Origin of the sequence: Lactobacillus sp. (assembly GCF_051893255.1) — a bacterium.
In the GTDB taxonomy this organism is placed as follows: Bacteria; Bacillota; Bacilli; order Lactobacillales; family Lactobacillaceae; genus Lactobacillus.
Genome location: NZ_JBJFHB010000023.1, coordinates 22,629 through 43,151 on the forward strand (window position 1 = coordinate 22,629; position 20,523 = coordinate 43,151).

Below are 20,523 nucleotides of genomic sequence, written 5' to 3' on the forward strand. Positions count from 1 at the left end.
TAACACTATTTAGCATTGGATAAAATGAATACTTTTTAGCAGTCATACCCCTTTAAATTTCCATGATCTGAAAATGAACTTTCTTCCATAAGAAAATCCTTTTTCTGTGTGTTTGATATAGTTGGTGATAATAAATTTCGCCATCTGTTTTTCTTCAATCGAAGCTTCATAGGGCCAGACTTTAGACAATAATGTATACATGATAGTGTAACCAGCTGTAATAGATACGCCTCTAAGCGCATTTAACATTCTTTTGCTGAGATAGATATCTACATTGCCGTATCGAGCTTTACCATGCCAAATAATCTTAGTAACTCCTTGATGATGTTTAGCTGCTTGTACTTGATCAAGTTGCTGGGGTGTTAGAATGTTACTTAAAATATCGATCAGATCATCATCGGTTAGTGTAGCTGTGGATTCGTTATCACTAGACACTACACTAACCTTTTCTTGAATTTGAGAATCGATATTGTTTATTTGCTCAGAATCTAACTTGAGTGAACCAGATGTAGTATTAGTGTCATCTAAAACTTGCTCAATTTGATTAGGAGAAACAGCATTGTCTGCTTTGGCAAAAGAAATGAATAGGTCGCCAATTGCAAGAATAAATTGAACACTTACCAATAACATCTGGTAGATTTTGACTATCTGCGCCGATAAATATGGTCAAGCTCTACGTCAAAGCACTCTTCTCTTGATCATAAATGTAATAACGCATTTTTTCTCCTTGTGAAAAACTTTTTCTCTTACTATTCTTAACTTTGTAAGTTTTTTAGTCACCGCTTTGTAAAAAATCAGCAAAAATAAAACTGCCTGTTTCAGGCAGTTAAAGATCAGCTATTGGCTTCTTTGAAGAAGAAGCCCTGTGACCGGGTCAGGTCTTCAGCAACTTTCTTCTGCTCATCCGTCAAATTGTAAAAACTTAGCCGCAAGCCGCCTTCAAAGAGCATCAATGCCAAATTGTCATAATCCTGCAAGGCAATTTTTAAACCAAGTGTTTCGTTCACGCAAAAGTGCTTGATGAGCTTGCTCAAGTCCTGGTATTCTAATTGGCTTAAAAGATCTTGATGACGCAAGGAGTTCAGCCAGTCATCACCGTAATCTACATCATACAAATAGATTTCCGCGTCATAATAGCTAACCAGGCCCAAAATAATGAAAGAAAGCTTTTTAGAAAAAGATTTATAGTACTTTTCTTGGATAAACGACTCAAACTCATCAAATTTATCATTTCCAGCTTGAAAGGTTACGGGAAAGAAATCAAGGTAATACCACTTACCTTCATTCTCTTCGTCATCTTTCGCCAGAATATCGTCTAGTTTATTTTCCAACAATTCTACCATCTCCTGCTAAGCTAGCAATCTTACGATTCTTATTCTATCACTCACTTTTTGTCAAATTGCACTAAAAAAGGCTTAACCCCGATATTAGGGCTAAGCCTTTTGGCATTTTAGCATTGATTAAAAAGCGTGCGCAAACTCGTGTCTTTAGACATGAGTCAAGCACGCAAAAAGCGTCCCAGACGGGGCCCTTTTTTAGTTCCTGTTTTTTCTTTCTCTTTCCAATTCGCCATACTTGCCGTTTTGCTGACTCTTCATTGCTGCTGTGTATTGAGAAGCAATGTATTTTTTAACGACTTCTTTGCTCATGTCACCCAAAGTACTCATGAAATAGCTTGGCGACCACAGATGACCGCCCCACAGCATCTGCTTGGTTTCCGGGTGCAGCTCAAACCATTTCCGTGCCGTCCAGCCTTTCAGTCCCTTAACTATGTCTACTGGTCTTTCCTTTGGCGAAAAAGAAATGAGCATGTGAACGTGGTCGGGCATCACTTCCATTTGCTGGATGTCAATTTCTGACATATCTGCTCTCTCCCGGAGCAGCTCTTTCATCTCTTTAACTTTTTCTGGGCTGTCAAAAACTTCTTTCCGATACTTAGTTACGAAAACCAGATGGAAATTAAAATTATAAACGCAGCCTCTTTTATGGATTATCATATATTGCATACTACCTTTCTTCGTGATATTATTATAGCATAGATAAAGCGAAAGGGGGGTATGCATAAGTGCCTAGCAAAAAGAAATACGGCTTTACCAGACAGTACCACGTACTGCTGACTGACGAGCAAAAAATCCAGCACGAAAAGGCTCTGGAAACGCAGAATGCTCTATTTCAATATGCATTAAAATATTTATTTAAAACTTATGGCGTAAAACATATCGGACGGCCGATGCCATTCAGCCAAAAGCCTATTCAGTACGTCCTTAACAAGGTAAAAGCCGGCTTCATCAAGGACAAGTACGGCTTAGCTCGTTGGAATAAGTCTGTGCTGTTTTTGTCATCTCATTCAGCTGATGAGTTTCTCAAGACTGTCTACACCAACTTCTCACAATATCGCAGGCGCTTGGAGAAAGCGGACAAAAGCATGGACGAAAAAGCTCGCTACAACTTCAAAATGAACGTCACTAAAGACAAACATGGCAAGCACAAGAACCCGCTCCACAAGTCATGGTATCGCAAGGGATCGATCAACTTTTTGAGAAACGGCGCAAGCTTTAAAACCATCACTTCGCAAAAGCTTCCAAAAGATTCTAAAGGCGGTATCAGAATCGAGGACAAGCATACAGACAACCACACCTTCTTAACAGTAGCTGACTTTGGAACTGTCGAAGTCATTGAAGATTTGTCAGAGGTGAGCTTGAAGGATGTTGCTTCAACGAAAATAAAGAAGCTTTCCGATGGTACTTACAGACTGCAGCTGACCTTTTCCCTGCCACGCGAGAAAAACAAGTCGCAAACGATCAAGGGCTTTGACTGGAACATGGCTAACAATGAAGCTTTTTGCTCATCTGATGGCAAGCGCGTTAAGGTGTCAGACGACACGATAAAGCGAGCTGACCAGTACGAGCAAAAGATCAATAAAATTAAGTCAGAGCGTGATCTGGAGGAGAACGTTCACGGTAAAAACAAGCGATACCGCAAGCTGCACCGCAGACAGCAGAAGCTGAATGCCAAACGTACAAACCTGCTGACCAATGAATATCGTCATCTGGTACACCAAGTGGTGGATGACTGTGATACGATCATTGTCGAACACTTGGATGCCTACGAAATGCGGAAGCGTGGAAATGGCTCGGCCCAAAGCAAAGGCGTCAACCGCAGACTGGCTATCCTCAAGCCTTATGAGCTGATGACCATTTTAGGGTCGCTGGTAAAGAAGCAGAACAAGACGCTAATCAAAGTGGATTCGTTTTGGACAAGCAAAGCATGTAATAATTGCGGGTACATTAACAAAGAACTAAAAGTTGGTCAAAAAGAATGGCAATGTCCGAGCTGCAAGAAAACAATAGACAGAGATCTAAACGCGGCTAGAAACATTTTAGATTGGGGAATTCATCCTGAGCATCATGCAAAGCTAAAGAAAGCAATCGAAGAAGGAAAAAAGCTTAGCCCCTCATCACTGGTGGAGGAAGTCTAAGCTTAATGTAGATAAAAAATAAACGTAGATAAATAGCCTGGGCGAAACGGAACAATCGTCCTTAGCATTAGACGGTATCTGCCTGCGTAATCTCCTGAGCGAGTCAAAACGGAGACGAGACGGTACCGGGCAGCTGTGAAGCTAACCTAAGCGCTCTGAGTATTTCTTGGAGTCAGCGTTCTTATGTGCAATGTGCTGGGTGGCCCTCAGATTCCTGCGACTTTAGTCATGGGAGGTTCAAATTAATGCTTCTTTTCCTTGTGATCCTTGATCATCTTTTGCTGCAGATCAGCCAAGGCTGGAGTCAGGTAAACTGGGTAACGGTCTGGGTTAAGCAATCTTTGCGTTTCTTCAGGCAGTTCAGCCAGCTTTCCGTACATGTGCTTTTGAATCTTGAAGGTGTCAGTTTCAATTGACTGAGCTCTTGGCCCAACAACGACTTGCGTCAGCAATTCAGCATCGAAGTCCTTCAAGTCAGCTTCGGTTTCAGTCATCATTGGGTCCATGTTGATCCCAACGAATTCTTCAGGCAATTCTTCGTCGGCCAGGGCGATCACGTCGGCAAAGGCGTTTCTCGTGCCCTTGTGGTAGAGACGGTAAGCCTTCTTTTCACCTGGCAGGGTGATCTTTTCCTTAGAGTTGGACAGCTTGATCTTTGGTTCCCAGTCGCCGCCGTCAACCTTCAAGGCTGCTAGCTTGAAGACCCCGCTCAAAACTGGGGAGCTAGAGCTAGTGATGAGTTGTTCACCAACGCCGAAGCTGTCAAGCGGTGCACCTTCTTGCAAGAGGGAGTGAATCACGTTTTCGTTCAAGGCGTTTGAAGCAGTGATGGTTGCTTCTGGGAAGCCGGCGTCATCCATCATCTTCCGTGCCTTGCGTGACAGCTTGGCGATGTCGCCGGAGTCGATCCGGATCCCGAACTTCTTGTAGCCCTTTTCGCGGAGTTCTTTGAAGACCTTGATGGCGTTTGGCACGCCGGAGTTCAAAACGTCGTAAGTGTCAACCAAGAGCAGGGCGTTGTCTGGGTAAACTTGTGCCCACTTTTCAAAGGCGTCCAGTTCAGTTGGGAAGCTTTGGACCCAGGCGTGAGCCATGGTGCCGGCAACTGGGATGTTGAACTTGGCAGCAGACAAGACGTTGCTGGTTGACCCGCAGCCGCCGATCACAGCAGCTCTAGCGCCCAAAACAGAAGCGTCTGGACCTTGGGCCCGGCGAGCACCGAATTCCATGACTGGGCGGCCAGCCGCAGCCAGGTTGATCCGGCGAGACTTAGTAGCGATCAGGGATTGGTGGTTGATTAAGTTCAAAACAAAGGTTTCGAGCAATTGGCATTGAATTAAAGGCCCCTTAACCGTTAAGATTGGGACTCTTGGAAAGACTGGAGTACCTTCTGGAATAGCGTAAACCACGCAGTCAAAGGTCATCGTTTCCAAGTAGGAGATGAATTCATCGCTAAACAGCTTGAGGGACTTTAAGTAGTCGATGTCTTCCTTGGTGTAGTGGAAGCCTCTCAGTTGTTCAACGACTTGTTCCAAACCCGCTGAGATGACGAAGGAGCCATTGTCTGGAACGGTCCGGTAGAAGACGTCAAAAACGGCTTCAGTATCTCTTGGCAGGGTTTCAAAGTAGCCATTGGCCATGGAGAATTCATACAGGTCAGTAATTAATGCGTGTGATAAAGACATAGTAATAAAAATCTACTTTCTCAATATATAACTACAAAATAAAATTAATCGACAACTTCCGCGCCCAGGCAGGACTTGAAGTGGTTCAAGGCCCAGTTTTGCCCAGCGTCGTTCAAAGCGGCAACCGCCTTTTCGTGAACGGTGATGTCATAGCCGTGATTGTAGGCATCCATCGCCGTGTGCAAAACGCAGATGTCGGTGCAAACGCCGGTTAGGTGGACGCGTGAGACCTTTCTTTCTCTTAAAAAGAGGTCCAGCCCCGTCCCGCAGAAAGCGGAGTAGCGTGACTTATCCAAGACCACTACGCGGTCATTGTCTTTGTGTTCATTATACCAAGTTTGCAAGGGACCATAAAACTCTCTGCCCCAAGTATTTGGCAGGTTGTGAGGCGGGAAGAGCTTGGTCTCTGGGTGATAAGGATTCCCCTTATAGTGCTTGTCGGTTGGCAAGATAACCCACTTGCCACTTGTTAAAAATTGATCAGCTAACTTCACGATTTGGTCAGCCAGGACTTGGGCAGGCTTGCCGCAGGTCAAGGCCCCCTTGTCGTCAACAAAGTCGTTGGTGTAGTCAATAATTAATAGAGCTTCGTCTTCCATTATTTATTCCTAATCCTTGTTAAAAGTATAACTTACCTAAAAACCAGTAAAAATAAAAGTAAAATAAACTTTTACTTACTTGACGTCAACTTTACTCCATAAAATGTTATTTTGCAAGTTTTTCAGACAATATAGTTTGGGTGGCCGGCCACTTTTATGAAAATTCTTCTGCACGCCGAGTTCCGTAAAGAGGAAGCCATGGGTCTTGCGGAAGTTGGAATTGTCAATCTTGTCTACGCTGGTTTGGAAGAAGGGAGCGTAGACTTCCCGGGCCTGGCGCAGGGTGAAGCTGGGCCCCAGGATTTGCAAGATAGTTGGCTGGTAGTCTAATTTGTTGCGGATCCGCTGGATGGCCACGGCCACGATTTCGTCGTGGTCAAAGGCTAGGGCGCGCGAATCTTGGGCCAGGATAAAGGTCAAGCCTTCATTGCCAGAAGTCAGCTCATACTTGTGGCCAAAATTTTCAAAGCTAAACCAGTCAACGGCGCTGGCTCCGTAGCCAGGCCGCAGGGCCGGCATGGCGGGCAGGTAGGTCATGTAGGTCAAGGCTAGCGCCCGCTCGCCTGGAGCCCGGTCAGGGGAAGTGAAGGTGGCCAGCTGCTCAGTGGCCGATTCAGGCAGGTCCAACCCGATCTTGTCCTTGATCAAGCGGACAGCCGCTTGGTCGGCACTTTCTTTTTCCCGGAGCAGGGTTTCGGGCAGGGCCCACTGACCAGCGAAGGGTTCGTCCTTGCGGCGGATAAGCAGGAGCTGGACCTTGCTGGTTTCTTTGTTGAAGCTCCAGATTAAGTTGGTAATGGTAATTAAGGGCCGGGCCACAATCTTCTCTAAATCAGCCATGGTATCACGTCACTTTCCAATAGTGCTTTTTCTATCTCTACATTATAGCAAATTAGTTTGGATTTTATTTGACCAAGCCTTTTGGGCAAAAAGGATGAAAAGAGAAAAACGAGAAAAGGAACGTATTTCTTAAAAACATTGCACTGCCTGTAGCTTTTTTGTCAAAAGAAAGACATAAAACCAGGCCCAATCTTTGGTATAATTAATTATTCATAAGCATTACGTAGGAGGGTAGGAGTATGAATACGCCGAGATCTAGAGAAGGGAACATGATTCGCTATCTGGTCTATTTGATCTTTTTTATCATGGTGGCCTTGACCGATAACCTGGCTTTGAGGAGCAGCGCCATCAGCATCTGGCATGTCATCTTGTTCCTCATTGTGGCGGCCATGTGCAGCCTTTTCTACGTTTACCGTTTTAAAAGAGAGCAGCGCTTCTTTGACTTAAGCTATAATTCAGCCTGGACCAGCTGCTACAAGCAGACCCTGATCTTAAGCGTCGCAGTGGCCTTGATCCGGATCGGGGTTTCCTATTTGCAGCTCTACCAAGGAGCGCCGGCATCGGGCCTGCAGATGGCCTACATGCAGCACTCGTCAAACCTCCTTTACTGGTTTGTGATGCTGGCTAACGGGATCGTCTTGCCGGTTTTAGAAGAGTACCTGTGCAGCGGCTTTTTGTTCAACTATTGGTTTAGAAATGAGAAAAAGGCTGTCGCTTACTTTGGAATTCTCTGCTCAGGCCTTTTGTACGCGGTTTTGACCTTCCAGTTTGTGCCGATCATCTTTACGGCTAACCTGCTGCTGGGGATGATTTTTGCCTGGAGCTACCTGAGCACCCAAACCCTGTGGCTGCCGCTTTACCTGGCGGTATTAAACGGCGTTTTAACCGTGATTACCATTACGATTTAGATGTAAAAAAGGAGCCGAATCTGTGATTCGACTCCTTTTTGCTTGGGAAAATATTTTTTACTTCAAAACAACGCCATTTGCGCCAAAAGCAGTGTACTTGGCTAAGTCAAGTTGCAAAGCCTTAACGCTCTTTGGCAATTCATTTTCGGCAAAGTGACTTCTGATTTGTAAGTCCAGGCTAGAAGCGATGGAACGAATAGATTCGTTTTTTTCGCACTTCTTGACCGCGCCTGAAAGCAATTCGCTCAAAGCAGAATTGCTCTTGACTGCAGGATCGCTGATTAATTCTTCCAGCTTCTCTTTAAATTGTTCATTTTCTTTAGACATTGATTTATTGAAAAACATGATATGCCTCCAAATATTACTTTTGTTTTTCAGCCGTAATTGTAGCGCTAAAAGTAAAAAAATAAAGGCTTTTCAGAAAACATTACAAAAAACTACACAAAAAAGCTGATCCCGTAGGATCAGCTTTTCTTAGCTATTGAATTTTTGATAATAAAGCGGATAGAGTGAATCGAACCCTCATCTCCAGCTTGGGAAGCTAGCGTTCTACCATTAAACTATACCCGCAAGATGTTTTAATTGTATCATGTAAATTTGATTTCGCCAAGTCCGTTTTTTAAAAAAGTTGAAAATCGCTCCTTTTTTCGCAGTGGTTTAATCTATTTGTTATTTTTGCTAGAATATTAATAATAGTACCTGCTTACGGGCAGCTAAGTGAAAAAGTGAAAAGGACAAAAAATTATGGCTAAAGATATTATTTTAACTGGGGACCGCCCAACCGGTAAATTGCACATTGGCCACTACGTTGGCTCTTTGAAAAACCGGGTTGTTTTGCAAAACACTGGCAAGTATGACCCATACATTATGATTGCGGACACGCAAGCCTTGACCGACAACGCCCGCAACCCTGAAAAAATCCGCAACTCCCTGATCGAAGTTGCCCTGGACTACCTGGCAGTTGGTCTTGACCCTGAAAAGTCAACCATCTTCGTTCAATCCCAAATTCCAGCCTTGTTTGAACTGACTTCTGACTACGCTGACTTAGTAACCTTGGCGCGCCTTGAAAGAAACCCAACCGTTAAGGCTGAAATCAAGCAAAAAGGCTTTGGCGACTCCATCCCGGTTGGCTTTTTGACCTACCCAATTTCCCAAGCAGCGGACATTACCGCCTTTAAGGCTAACCTGGTACCAGTTGGCGATGACCAAGAGCCAATGCTGGAACAAACCCGGGAAATCGTTAGAACCTTCAACCGGACTTATGGCGTCGATGTCTTGGTTGAGCCAAAGGGCTACTTCCCGCCAAAGGGCCAAGGCCGCCTGCCTGGCCTTGATGGCAATGCCAAGATGTCCAAGTCCTTGGGTAACTGCATCTACTTGTCAGATGATGCTGAAACGGTTAAAAAGAAGGTCATGTCCATGTACACTGACCCTAACCACATCCACGTGGAAGATCCTGGCCAAATCGAAGGCAACGTGGTCTTCACTTACCTGGACGTCTTTGACCCAGACAAGGAAACCGTTGCTCAGCTTAAGGAAGACTACCAAAAGGGTGGTCTCGGCGACGTTAAGATCAAGCGCTACTTGAACAAGGTTTTGGAAGCGGAACTGGCTCCAATCAGAGAACGCCGGGAAAAGTACGCCCAAAATATCGATGCCGTTTACGACATGCTGATCGCTGGGTCCAAGAAGGCTAACGAAGTTGCCAACCAAACCCTGGATGAAGTCCGCGACGCAATCGGCTTTAACTACTTTAAGAACCGGGGCTAAAAGATGACCCGGAAACGCATCCCTTGGAAGCAATACTTTATGATGCAGGCCCTGGTCATTGCCCAGCGGTCGACCTGCGACCGGGCCTTGGTCGGCAGCGTCTTGGTCAAAGACAAGCGCATCCTCAGCACCGGCTATAACGGCTCCGTGTCTGGCCAGCCCCACTGCGATGACGTGGGCCACCAGCTGGTTGACGGCCACTGCGTCAGAACCATTCACTCAGAAATGAACAGCTTGATTTCCTGCGCCAAAAATGGGGTCTCAACTGACGGCACCGAAATCTACGTCACCCATTTTCCTTGCTACAACTGTACCAAGCACCTGGTGCAAGCGGGCATCAAGAAGATCAACTATTACTATGATTATCATGACAGTCCTTTAGCGATCGAATTGTTGCGTGATAGTGGAGTACCTTATGAACAGATTAAGCTTGATCGCCAATTCGTCGAAGAGTTGGCACACAAACTTGAAGACGATAGCGAATAGGCTTTTAGCAAGCCTAGCTTTACTATTGGCCTTTTTCACCTTGACCGGGGCCAGCAGCTTTTTTGTCCAAGACAACGCCAGCCTGATCAACATGGACACCAAGCAAATCGTTGAAAGGAAAAACGCCAAGTACCAAAAGACGGCGGCGCACCCCATTATCATCGTTGAGACCTTAAAGCATGCCAAAAAGATCCAGCCTGACGGTTTAAGCAAGGCCACGCGCACGGTCTACATTGTCATCAACATCGGCAAAGACGGCAACAAGCGGGCTTATATCTATTCCAGCAGCGACCTGCACAGCCAGTTTACGGCCCAGGTGCGGCGGAATATCTTGAGCTACACGGCCGGCAACATCAGCTCTGATGACAGCTTGGCCTTCAACCAGGGCGTCCAAGACCTCTTTCACATCTGCACGACCTTAGTCGACCAAGGCTTAGGCCTGAAAAAAGATGCGCAAGACCTGTCTAACGAAGAATTGAACCACATCATCAAGCCCGCCGACCTGCGGATTCCCATCATGGTCGCCTTGGGCGTTGTGGTGTTAGCCCTGATCCTCTTTTTGCGCCACATCGCCAAGCAGCAGGGCCGGTAATCACTAAATCTTCACTTTTCTGCAAAAAGTGGTTTACAAATGAGCCAAGAGCGAGTATAGTTTGCTTTGGTAAAAATAAATAAGAGCAAATGAACTGTTAGGTGAGACTCCTACGTGAACACACGCTATCGCCCAGAAACATCCAGAGATGCCAACGGGTTAAATAGAAATTGTCGAAATAAGGCACTTTCCAGGTAGCTAGCATGTGCTTACGTCACGTAGTGTTAAAGCTGAGCGATTAGTCAATAAAGTGGCCTTGTTTGGCAAGCCTCCCTTACAATTCGTAAAGGGAGGCTTTTTTGTTCGTTTGCGCGTTGTCATAAGGAGGGTACAACCATGCTCAACAAGTCAATGAACAAAATGGCTAGCAAAGATGCAAAGCGGGTACCAAGAATCGCTTTGGAAAAGAGAAGCGTCACCTTGGCCCAGCTGCACACCAACAGCAACGGCTTGAGCACCGAAGAAGCCGCAGCCGTTAGAGAAAAAACTGGTGCCAACGAAATCGCGAGCACCAACAAAGACAGCAAGCTGAAGTTTTTGGCTGAAGCCTTTTTAACGCCATTCACCCTGGTCTTGCTGGTTTTAGCCACGATGTCCCTGTTTACTAACTACATCCTGGCCCCAGCCGATCAAAAAGACCTCAGTACCGTCATCATCATGGTGGTCATGGTCTTGATTTCCGGGATTACCTCTTTTGTCCAAAACGTCCGGACCTCTAACGCGGTGCAGTCACTCTTAAAGATGGTTTCCGTAACTACCAACGTCCGCCGGGATGGCAAGGACCAAGAAATCCCTACTAAGGACGTGGTTGTTGGCGACATCATCAACATCTCTGCCGGCGACATGGTCCCAGCTGACATGAAGCTCTTGTCCAGCACCGACCTGTTCTGCTCATCCAGTTCTTTGAACGGGGAATCAACGCCTGTAGAAAAGAACGCCAACTTTGTCCCAACCCCAGACAAGATGGACAACTACTTGGACTACCCAAACATCTTGTTTGAAGGGACCACGATCGTTTCTGGATCTGGCAGAGGCGTGGTCTTTGCCACTGGCAGCCACACCATGTTTGGTAAGATGGCTGCTGAAATTGCCAACACCCAGATGAAGGAGACGACTTTTGATACCGGGATCAAGGACATCTCCAAGCTCTTGATCACCATGACGGCGATTATCGCTCCTTTGGTCTTCATCATCAACGGCTTGACCAAGGGCAACTGGAGCGACGCCTTGATCTTCGCCATTGCCACGGCGGTGGGCCTCACGCCAGAGATGCTGCCGGTCATCGTGACCACCAACTTAGTTCGGGGCAGCGTGGAAATGGGCAAGCACCAAACCATCGTTAAGAAGATGAACTCCATCCAAAACTTTGGCTCAGCCGACATCCTCTGCACCGACAAGACCGGCACCTTGACCCAAGGGCAGGTCATCTTGGAAAAGCACTACAACCTGGAGATGAAAGAAACTGACCGGGTCTTGAAGATGGCCTACCTCAACTCTTACTACCAAACGGGGATGAAGGACCTGATCGACCGGGCAGTCATCGATGTGGCTGACGATGAGCTAGATACGAGCGAAATCCAGCGCGACTACCACAAGATCGACGAAATTCCTTTTGACTTCCAAAGAAGAAGAATGAGCGTCGTTGTGGCCAACTCTGACCAAAGACACGGCGAGCACCTCTTGGTCACCAAGGGGGCCGCTGAAGAAATGCTGTCCGTTTCTTCCCGGGTTGAAATCAACGGTGAAACCCTTCCTTTAACTGAGGAACGGAAGAAGCAGATTTTTAAAAATATCGAAGACTTAAACGATGATGGGATGCGGGTTATTGTTTTAGCCTACAAGGTGGACCCATCCCCAGTCGGCGAATTTACCGTTAACGACGAAAACGACCTGATCGTGATTGGCTTCTTGACCTTCCTGGATCCACCAAAGGAAAGTGCCAAGATGGCGCTAGACAGCCTGCACCGAGACGGCATCACCGTCAAGATCTTGACCGGGGACAACGAAGCTGTTACCCGGAACGTGGCCTTAAAGGTGGGCTTAAACATTAATACGGTCTATAGTGAAAAAGACTTGGTCGGCAAGAGCGACGAAGAATTAGCCGACATGGTGGAAAAGTGCGACATCTTCGTTAAGCTATCCCCAGAATGGAAGACCAAGATCATCGCTACCTTGCAAAAGAACGGCCACACGGTCGGCTACATGGGCGACGGGATCAACGATGCTCCGGCCATGAAGCAAGCGGATGTGTCCATCTCCGTTGACTCCGCCGTTGACGTGGCCAAGGAATCAGCCGACATCATCCTGCTCCAAAAAGACCTGAGCGTCTTGGAACACGCGGTGCGGATTGGCCGCAAGACTTTGACCAATACCATGAAGTACATCAAGATCACCCTGTCATCCAACTTTGGGAACATCTTGTCCATCATGGTGGCATCCATCTTCTTGCCATTCTTGCCAATGCTGCCGCTGCAGCTCTTGATCCTGGACCTGCTCTACGGGACCAGCTGCCTGGCTTTGCCATTTGACAAGGTTTCAGAAGACTATTTGCGGGTGCCAAGAGAGTGGACGACCAAGAACATGCCAAAATTCATGTTCTACTTTGGTCCAGCTTCATCCATCTTTGACGTGATCACCTTTGCAGTCCTCTTCTTCTTGGTTTGCCCAAGCATAGTTGGCGGCTCTTACGCTAGCCTTGATGCCGGCGGCAAGCTGCTCTTCATGACCATCTTCCACACCGGCTGGTTCGTGGAATCCCTGTGGACCCAGGAAATGGTCATCCACGCCTTGCGCGACGAACGTCTGCCATTCATTCAGCAAAGAGCTTCTTTGCCGGTCATGGTTGCCACCTTTGGCGCGGCCATCTTCGGGACTTTCCTGCCATTCTCCGGCGTTGCTCACGCTATGAAGTTTGGCCCACTGAATGGGGAATTCCTGTGGATTGTGGCTGGCCTCTTGGTTTGCTACCTGGCTTTGACCACGCTGGTTAAGCACTTCTACATGAAGAAGGAAAAATTCTTGATTTGATTTTTAACAAAAAGGCTCTTTTGAGCCTTTTTTTGCTGGGGAAAAGTTGTGGACGGCTTTATTTACCAGGCTTTTTTGTTGTATGATAGAGAGTAAAGATTTTTTAGGAGACGACGACGATGGCAGAAAACAAGAAAACTTTTTATATCACTACGCCAATTTACTATCCATCCGGCCGCTTGACGATCGGCAATGCTTACACGACGATTGCTGCCGACACCATGACCCGCTACAAGAAGGCGCGCGGCTACGACACCTTCTTCTTGACCGGGACTGACGAACACGGCTTGAAGATTGAACAAAAGGCTGAACAACTTGGCATGAAGCCTAAGGAATACCTTGACGGCATGGTTAAGGACATCAAGGCCTTGTGGAAAAAGCTGGACATCAACTACGACAAGTTCATCCGGACCACCGACGAAGAACACGTTAAGGCTGTTCAGAAGATTTTTGAAAAATTAAAGGCCTCAGGCGACATCTACCTGGGCGAATACACCGGCTGGTACTCAGTTGAAGACGAAGAATACTTCACGGAAAGCCAATTAAAGGAAGTCTTCCGCGACGACCAAGGCAACGTGACTGGCGGGATCGCGCCATCTGGCCACGAAGTGCAATTGGTTAAGGAACCTTCATACTTCTTCAGAATGAGCAAGTATGCAGACCGCCTTTTGCAATACTACAAGGACCACCCAGAATTCATCCAGCCAAACTCCCGGGAAAAGGAAATGGTGAACAACTTCATCAAGCCTGGTTTGGAAGACTTGTCTGTGACTAGAACCACGGTTGACTGGGGGATTCCAGTGCCAAGCGATCCAAAGCACGTCGTTTACGTGTGGATCGATGCCTTGGCTAACTATATCACGGCTTTGGGCTACGGCTCAGACGACGATTCCCTCTTTAAGAAGTACTGGCCAGCTGACGTGCACCTGGTTGGGAAGGAAATCGTGCGCTTCCACACCATCTACTGGCCAATTATGCTGATGGCGCTAGATTTGCCGCTGCCTAAGCAAGTCTTTGGCCACGGCTGGGTCTTGATCTACAAGGACAAGATGTCTAAGTCTAAGGGCAACGCCGTTTACCCAGAATCCCTGATTTCTCGCTATGGCCTGGACCCAGTTCGCTACTACTTGATGCGGGCTATTCCATTTGGTGCTGACGGTTCCTTTACCCCAGAAGACTTTGTGGAAAAGACCAACTTTGACCTGGCTAACGACCTGGGCAACCTTTTGAACCGGACCGTTTCCATGATCAACCAATATCAAGATGGCTTGGTAGCCCCAGTTGCCAAGGAACAAGACAAGTACGGCAAGGACTTAGCAGCCGTTGCCGCTAAGACGGTTCAAGACTACTACGAAAACATGGACCACATGCACTTCTCTAACGCCTTGGAAAATGTCTGGCAACTGATTTCTCGTTCCAACAAGTACATCGACGAAACCACGCCATGGGTTTTGAACAAGGAAGGCAAGACCGAAGAACTGTCCCGCGTCATGAGCAACTTGGCTGAAAGCTTGCGTTTGGTTGCGCTCTTGATCGCACCAGTGATGACCGAAACGCCAGCCAAGATGTTCACTCAACTGGGTCTTGACTGGGATAACGCTGACCAAAAGACGGCTGAATTTGGCGCCTTTGGCTGGAACCTGCACGTTATTGCCAAGCCAACCCCAATCTTCCCACGTCTTAAGCAAGATGAAGAAGTTGCCTACATCAAGGAAGAAATGAAGAAGGCTAAGCCAAAGAAGCAATCTAGAAGAGAACAAAAGCAAGACGAAAAGCTGATCACCATCGATGACTTTGACAAGGTCAAGATCCAAGTCGGCAAGATCCTGTCAGTTGAACCAGTGCAAGGGTCAAGCAAGCTTTTGATGTTCAAGCTGGACTTTGGTCAAGGGAACGAGCGTCAAATCCTGAGCGGGATCCGCAAGTTCTACCCAGACGAAAGCATTCTGCTCGGCAAGAAGGTTTTGGCGGTCACTAACCTCAAGCCTCGCAAGATGCTGGGCCACGAAAGCCAAGGCATGCTTTTGTCTAGCGAAAAAGATGGCGAGGTCAAGCTAGCTATCGTTGGCGATGACCAGCCAGTAGGGGCAGAATTAGGCTAATGAAGATTTTTGACAATCATACCCACTTAAACGACGCGCCCTTTAAGGGCAAGGAAGCTGAATACGTTCAAAGAGCCGCGGACTTAGACGTGGTGGGGATGAACTGCGCTGGGCAAGACCCGCAGATGAACCTGGATGCCTTGAAACTGGCAAGCAAGTTTGACAAGGTTAAGGCAATTATTGGCTATTGCCCAGACGTGGCCAAGGACTATGATCAAGCCGCTGAAGATCTGCTGGTCGAGCAATGCCAAAATGACCAAGTAGTGGCGATCGGCGAAATTGGCCTGGACTACTACTGGGATGAATCGCCTAGAGACGTGCAGCGGGACGTCTTTCGCCGGCAGATTGAAGTGGCTCATGACCTGAAATTGCCGGTCAACGTCCACACCCGGGATGCTTTTGACGATTGCTACCAAATTCTGAAAGAGGCAAATCTGGAATACGGGGCAATCTTGCACAGCTACAATGGCGGGCCAGAATGGACGGAAAAGTTTGCGGACTTAAACGTGACCTTCTCCTTCTCCGGGGTCGTTTCCTTTAAAAAAGCGCTCGAGGTGCAGGAATCAGCCAAGATGCTGCCTCTTGACCGCTTTATGGTGGAAACCGACGCGCCATTTTTAACGCCAGTTCCTTACCGGGGCCGGCAGAATGAGCCAGGGTACGTCCGCTACGTGGCTGAGGCCATCGCCAAGTTAAGAGGCGTGGACTTAGAAGTGATCGCGGACGCCACCTTTGCCAATGCAATGAGGGTATACGGATTAAATGCAGAAGAATTTTAACGCGGTCGTGGTCGTCGAAGGCAAGGACGATACGATTCGCTTAAAGCAGTTTTTTCCAGGAATTGAAACGGTCGAGACGAATGGCTCGGCCGTTTCTGATGCGGTTTTAGCCAAATTGAAAAAATTGGCAAAGACCAGAGAAATTATCGTGCTAACTGATCCAGACGTTAACGGCGAACGAATCAGGCGGCTGGTCACCGCAGCCGTGCCCGGCGCCAAGCAGGCCTTCATCACTAGAAACGAAGGCCGGCCGGAAAAAGCGGGCAGCTTGGGCGTGGAGCATGCGTCAAAAGCGGCTCTTGAGCGAGCCTTGAGCGACCTGCACGAAGTAGCAGCAAAGCCTGGCATCGACTACGATGACTACCTGGACTTAGGCTTGGCTCTCGGGGGCCACTCCCGGAAATTGCGCGAAGCAGTCGGAATTAAGTTAGGGATCGGCTATGCCAACTCCAAGCGCTTTTACGAGCGCCTGCGGACTTTTGGCATCAGCCTAGAAGAATTAGAACAAGCAGTTAAGGAGGCAGAAAATGGCCAAGCAGATTCCCATCGCTAGTCCGGTTCGGACCCAGGCGATCGTCAACCGTTACTTTGTGAAAGCCAAGAAGAACCTAGGACAAAACTTCTTGGTTGATTTAAATGCCGTGCAAGGCATTGCCGAAGCCGCCGGCATCCATGAAGGCGACCAGGTGATTGAAATCGGGCCAGGGATTGGCTCTTTGACCGAGCAGCTCCTGTTATATGGGGGCAAGGTTTTTGCCTACGAAGTTGACGACTCTTTGCCAGAAATCCTTGAAACGGAACTGCCGCAAAGAATCAATGGCGAGCCACTTTCAAGCCGCTTTAAGTTAATGCTCAAAGACGTTTTAAAGGCGAACTTTGCAGAAGACTTAGCTGGCTTTTTCGACCTAACTAAGCCAGTAAAGGTGGTTGCCAACCTGCCATACTACATCACGACGCCAATTATTTTCAGCCTGCTGGAATCCGGCTTAAACTTCACCAGCTTGACCTTGATGATGCAAAAAGAGGTTGCAGACCGCCTGGCAGCTGTTCCTGGCAAGAAGGACTACGGTCCTTTGACCATTGCCGTCCAAACCCGGATGGCCGTCAACTTGGCCCTGAATGTGGGCCACGCCTCCTTTATGCCCCAGCCTAAGGTTGATTCGGCAGTCGTCGTTTTAACGCCGCTGGAAACGCCAGTTGACGTGGGCGACCCCGAAAAGTTCAACCGCCTGGTCAAGCTCTGCTTTGCCCAGCGCCGCAAGACTCTGTCTAACAACTTGAAGACCCTGGTGCCGGACAAGGCAGAGCGGGAAAGTCTGTTAACTGATCTGAAGTTAGACCCACGGGTACGGCCAGAGCAATTATCGATCGACGACTATGTAGCTTTGAGCCGGGCCTTGAATACTAGACAAACAAAAGAATAAATAGGCAAGCTTGATTTTTATTTAAAATAATGATATAATATTTCGAATAAAGGAGTGTCAGATATTGCCTATTAATATTCAATCCATCAAGCAAAAGTTAGACGCCCATCTAGGCCAAGAATTAACGATCGTTGCGCAAGCCGGTCGCAAGAAGGTTACTAGACGACGCGGAGTATTGAAGAATACTTTTCCAGCAGTTTTCGTTGTTGCCCTGGACCAAGACAGCAACAACTTTGAACATGCATCTTACAGCTACACCGACGTTTTAACCAAGAACATCTTGGTAGAATTCGATGACGAAACAGATGCCGAATAAAAAACGAATTTTTACACTAACATTTCTTAAAAATGTTAGTGATTTTTTTTGTTCTTTAGAGTATATTAGTATAAGTACAAAAACAGACATTAGGAAGGAAAGAGAATGAAACGTTCTGAAAGATTAGTAGACATGACCAAATATTTGATGGAGCGTCCGCATACTTTAATCGCTCTGCCCTTCTTTGCCAAGCGTTACGGTGCGGCTAAGTCTTCCATCTCTGAAGACCTGGCAATCTTGAAGCACACCTTAGCTGACAATGAAGACGGGATTTTAGAGACGGTAGCCGGCGCTGCAGGGGGCGTGCGCTACATTCCATTTCTTGGTCAAAAGCCTGCTGAAAAGTATTTGAATGACCTGGCTGGCCGAATTCAAGACTCCAGCCGGATTCTGCCAGGCGGCTTTGTCTACCTGTCAGACATCCTGGGCAAGCCTTACGACCTGGAAATGATCGGGAAATTGATTGCTACCCGCTATGCTTACGCTGATATCGAAGCCGTAATGACGGTCGAAACCAAGGGGATCTCTCTGGCTAACGCTGTAGCCAGCTACTTAAACGTGCCCGCCGTGACTGCCCGCAAGCGGTCCAAGGTGACGGAAGGGGCAACGGTTTCCGTTAATTACATGTCTTCATCCACTTCTCGGGTAGCCAAGATGGAATTGCCAACCCGGGCCCTAGAGAAAGAGACGAACGTTCTGATTGTGGACGACTTTATGAAGGGTGGCGGCACTCTGGACGGGATGCGGCAACTGGTTAAGGAATTCAACTGCCAAGTAGCCGGCGTCTGCGTTTTATGCGAAACCGAATACGAAGACGAGCGCAAGATCAAGGACTACGTTTCCCTGATCAACATCGACCAAATCGACAGTGAAAAGGAAATCATCTTGGCTCAGCCAGGGAACTTTTTAACTAGAACTAACTTCGACCGCTTCTAAATGTTACAATATAAGCTAGCCAATACGGCTAGCTTATTTAATTTAGAAGGTAATTAACATTATGAAAAAATACGTGATTGTTTTGGCTGCCGGCAAGGGCACCAGAATGAAGTCTAAGCTCTACAAGGTCTTACATCCCGTTTGCGGCAAGGCCATGGTAGAGCATGTCGTTGACGCGGCCAAGACCGTTGAACCGGAAAAGATCGTGACGGTGGTTGGCCACGGCGCCGAAGACGTAGAGAAGGTTTTGGCTGGCAAGGCTGACTTTGCCCTCCAAGAAGAGCAGCTGGGGACGGGTCACGCGGTTATGCAGGCTGCTGACCAATTGGCCGGCCTTGAAGGGGCAACTTTGGTTGCAACTGGCGATACGCCTTTATTTACCGGGGAAACCTTTAAGAAGCTTTTTGCCTACCACGAAGCAGAAGGCAATGCTGCAACCGTTTTGACGGCAGAAGCACCAAATCCTTTTGGCTACGGCCGGATCATCAGAGACGACCAGGGCAATGTCTTGCGGATCGTGGAACAAAAAGATGGCAATCCTGAAGAACTTAAGGTCAAGGAAATCAACACGGGGATCTTCTGCTTTGACAACCAGAAGCTTTTTGAAGCTTTAAAGCAAATCGGCAACGACAATTCCCAAGGCGAATACTACTTGACTGATGTCTTGGAAATCTTGCGCAAGGCTGGCCAAAAGGTTGGTGCCTACAAGATGCCTGACTTTAGCGAAAGCTTGGGCGTCAACGACCGGGTGGCCTTGGCTGAAGCAACGCGCCTCATGCAAAGACGGATTAACGAAAAGCACATGCGTAACGGCGTGACCTTTATTGACCCAAGTACCGCTTACATCGACGTTGACGTCGCGATCGGCAACGACACGGTGATCGAAGGCGGCGTGACCATCAAGGGGCACACCGTGATCGGGTCCGACTGCTTGATTACGTCAGGTTCACGCATCATCGACAGCAAGATTGGCAACGGCGTGACGGTAACGTCATCAACGATTGAAGAATCCATCATGGAAGACAATACCGACATCGGCCCAAACTCCCACTTGCGGCCAAAGGCCTTGATTAAGCGCGGTGCTCACCTGGGCAACTTTGTGGAAGTCAAGAAGGCCGAAATCGGCGAAAACACCAAGGTGGGCCACTTGACTTACGTTGGGGATGCAAGCTTGGGCAAGGACATCAACGTCGGCTGCGGGGTCATCTTCTCTAACTTTGACGGGGTGAAGAAGTTCCACACGACCGTTGGCGACAAGTCCTTCATCGGGGCTGGCTCAACCTTGATTGCTCCAATTAAGGTGGCAGACCACGCCTTCGTAGCTGCGGACTCCACCATCACCAAGGACGTGGGCAAGTACGAAATGGCCATTGCTCGCGGCCGCCAGGTCAACAAGGAAGACTACTGGCACAAGCTGCCACTGTCTGAATGCAAGGACTGGCAATAGATTTTTAGCAAAACTCTCTAGCATTCCTAGAGAGTTTTTATCTTGCTATTTTTTGAAAAAATGCAATATCGCTTACATGATCTTTAAGAAAAAATTGTTACTTTTTCCAAAAGCTTAAGCAACACTTTTAATTT

General features: G+C 47.6%; 20 protein-coding genes, 1 tRNA gene and 1 riboswitch. Of the genes, 13 read left to right on the forward strand and 8 right to left on the reverse strand.

Going from position 1 to position 20,523, the window contains the following annotated elements; all coding sequences use genetic code 11:
* Positions 1-42: 42 nt before the first annotated feature.
* The 3 genes from ACI4WN_RS01950 to tnpA all read right to left on the reverse strand — a co-directional run bounded on the left by ACI4WN_RS01950 (position 43) and on the right by tnpA (position 1,997).
* Positions 43-624, reverse strand: a complete 582-nt coding sequence (locus ACI4WN_RS01950) for a hypothetical protein (RefSeq protein ID WP_439776748.1) — start codon at positions 622-624, stop codon at positions 43-45.
* Between the two features lie 209 nt (positions 625-833).
* Positions 834-1,334, reverse strand: coding sequence for a hypothetical protein (locus ACI4WN_RS01955; RefSeq protein WP_439776749.1), 501 nt, complete (start codon positions 1,332-1,334; stop codon positions 834-836).
* Between the two features lie 201 nt (positions 1,335-1,535).
* Positions 1,536-1,997 (reverse strand): IS200/IS605 family transposase, encoded by a 462-nt coding sequence (gene tnpA, locus ACI4WN_RS01960; RefSeq protein ID WP_439776750.1) that lies wholly within the window; start codon positions 1,995-1,997, stop codon positions 1,536-1,538.
* 68 nt (positions 1,998-2,065) lie between these two features.
* On the opposite strand from tnpA, the gene ACI4WN_RS01965 reads away from it, so the two are divergent.
* On the forward strand, positions 2,066-3,478 hold the full coding sequence (locus tag ACI4WN_RS01965; RefSeq protein ID WP_439776751.1) for an RNA-guided endonuclease InsQ/TnpB family protein: 1,413 nt from the start codon (positions 2,066-2,068) through the stop codon (positions 3,476-3,478).
* A gap of 242 nt (positions 3,479-3,720) precedes the next feature.
* On the opposite strand, the gene ACI4WN_RS01970 is transcribed toward ACI4WN_RS01965, so the two are convergent.
* From ACI4WN_RS01970 to ACI4WN_RS01980, 3 genes are all read right to left on the reverse strand, one after another.
* Positions 3,721-5,163: a nicotinate phosphoribosyltransferase gene (locus ACI4WN_RS01970; protein ID WP_439776752.1), complete on the reverse strand. Its 1,443-nt coding sequence runs from the start codon at positions 5,161-5,163 to the stop codon at positions 3,721-3,723.
* A 44-nt stretch (positions 5,164-5,207) separates the two neighbouring features.
* On the reverse strand, positions 5,208-5,762 hold the full coding sequence (locus tag ACI4WN_RS01975) for a cysteine hydrolase family protein (protein ID WP_154486230.1): 555 nt from the start codon (positions 5,760-5,762) through the stop codon (positions 5,208-5,210).
* Between the two features lie 75 nt (positions 5,763-5,837).
* Positions 5,838-6,602, reverse strand: coding sequence for an NUDIX hydrolase (locus ACI4WN_RS01980; protein WP_439776753.1), 765 nt, complete (start codon positions 6,600-6,602; stop codon positions 5,838-5,840).
* 239 nt (positions 6,603-6,841) lie between these two features.
* Here ACI4WN_RS01980 and ACI4WN_RS01985 point away from each other — a divergent pair, with 239 nt between their 5' ends.
* On the forward strand, positions 6,842-7,510 hold the full coding sequence (locus tag ACI4WN_RS01985) for a CPBP family intramembrane glutamic endopeptidase (protein ID WP_279190601.1): 669 nt from the start codon (positions 6,842-6,844) through the stop codon (positions 7,508-7,510).
* Positions 7,511-7,567: 57 nt separating this feature from the next.
* Here ACI4WN_RS01985 and ACI4WN_RS01990 read toward each other — a convergent pair whose 3' ends face one another.
* The gene (locus ACI4WN_RS01990) at positions 7,568-7,855 is read right to left on the reverse strand and encodes a bacteriocin immunity protein (protein WP_008462124.1); all 288 of its coding nucleotides are present in this window, start codon (positions 7,853-7,855) and stop codon (positions 7,568-7,570) included.
* A 154-nt stretch (positions 7,856-8,009) separates the two neighbouring features.
* Positions 8,010-8,080 (reverse strand) — tRNA-Gly (locus ACI4WN_RS01995).
* 174 nt (positions 8,081-8,254) lie between these two features.
* Between ACI4WN_RS01995 and trpS the strand changes: the two genes are divergently transcribed.
* The 11 genes from trpS to glmU all read left to right on the forward strand — a co-directional run bounded on the left by trpS (position 8,255) and on the right by glmU (position 20,389).
* Positions 8,255-9,280, forward strand: coding sequence for a tryptophan--tRNA ligase (trpS, locus tag ACI4WN_RS02000; RefSeq protein WP_279190604.1), 1,026 nt, complete (start codon positions 8,255-8,257; stop codon positions 9,278-9,280).
* Positions 9,281-9,283: 3 nt separating this feature from the next.
* Entirely contained in the window at positions 9,284-9,766 is a 483-nt protein-coding gene (locus tag ACI4WN_RS02005) for a deoxycytidylate deaminase (RefSeq protein ID WP_008462127.1), read from the forward strand.
* On the forward strand, positions 9,747-10,358 hold the full coding sequence (locus ACI4WN_RS02010; RefSeq protein WP_439776754.1) for a methanol dehydrogenase: 612 nt from the start codon (positions 9,747-9,749) through the stop codon (positions 10,356-10,358). Before ACI4WN_RS02005 ends, ACI4WN_RS02010 begins: the two co-directional genes overlap by 20 nt.
* An 86-nt stretch (positions 10,359-10,444) precedes the next feature.
* Positions 10,445-10,608: riboswitch (M-box (ykoK) riboswitch) on the forward strand.
* Positions 10,609-10,694: 86 nt separating this feature from the next.
* Positions 10,695-13,385, forward strand: coding sequence for a magnesium-translocating P-type ATPase (gene mgtA, locus ACI4WN_RS02015; RefSeq protein ID WP_439776755.1), 2,691 nt, complete (start codon positions 10,695-10,697; stop codon positions 13,383-13,385).
* Between the two features lie 119 nt (positions 13,386-13,504).
* On the forward strand, positions 13,505-15,487 hold the full coding sequence (gene metG, locus ACI4WN_RS02020; protein ID WP_439776756.1) for a methionine--tRNA ligase: 1,983 nt from the start codon (positions 13,505-13,507) through the stop codon (positions 15,485-15,487).
* On the forward strand, positions 15,487-16,266 hold the full coding sequence (locus ACI4WN_RS02025) for a TatD family hydrolase (protein ID WP_439776757.1): 780 nt from the start codon (positions 15,487-15,489) through the stop codon (positions 16,264-16,266). The genes metG and ACI4WN_RS02025 overlap by 1 nt, the downstream gene beginning before the upstream one ends.
* Entirely contained in the window at positions 16,250-16,819 is a 570-nt protein-coding gene (gene rnmV, locus ACI4WN_RS02030) for a ribonuclease M5 (protein WP_439776758.1), read from the forward strand. The genes ACI4WN_RS02025 and rnmV overlap by 17 nt, the downstream gene beginning before the upstream one ends.
* Positions 16,794-17,690, forward strand: a complete 897-nt coding sequence (gene rsmA / locus ACI4WN_RS02035) for a 16S rRNA (adenine(1518)-N(6)/adenine(1519)-N(6))-dimethyltransferase RsmA (RefSeq protein ID WP_439776759.1) — start codon at positions 16,794-16,796, stop codon at positions 17,688-17,690. Before rnmV ends, rsmA begins: the two co-directional genes overlap by 26 nt.
* Positions 17,691-17,754: 64 nt before the next feature.
* Entirely contained in the window at positions 17,755-18,006 is a 252-nt protein-coding gene (locus tag ACI4WN_RS02040; RefSeq protein ID WP_439776760.1) for a Veg family protein, read from the forward strand.
* Positions 18,007-18,111: 105 nt separating this feature from the next.
* The gene (gene purR, locus ACI4WN_RS02045) at positions 18,112-18,942 is read left to right on the forward strand and encodes a pur operon repressor (RefSeq protein ID WP_439776761.1); all 831 of its coding nucleotides are present in this window, start codon (positions 18,112-18,114) and stop codon (positions 18,940-18,942) included.
* Positions 18,943-19,003: 61 nt separating this feature from the next.
* Positions 19,004-20,389: a bifunctional UDP-N-acetylglucosamine diphosphorylase/glucosamine-1-phosphate N-acetyltransferase GlmU gene (glmU, locus tag ACI4WN_RS02050; RefSeq protein WP_439776762.1), complete on the forward strand. Its 1,386-nt coding sequence runs from the start codon at positions 19,004-19,006 to the stop codon at positions 20,387-20,389.
* Positions 20,390-20,523: the final 134 nt, after the last annotated feature.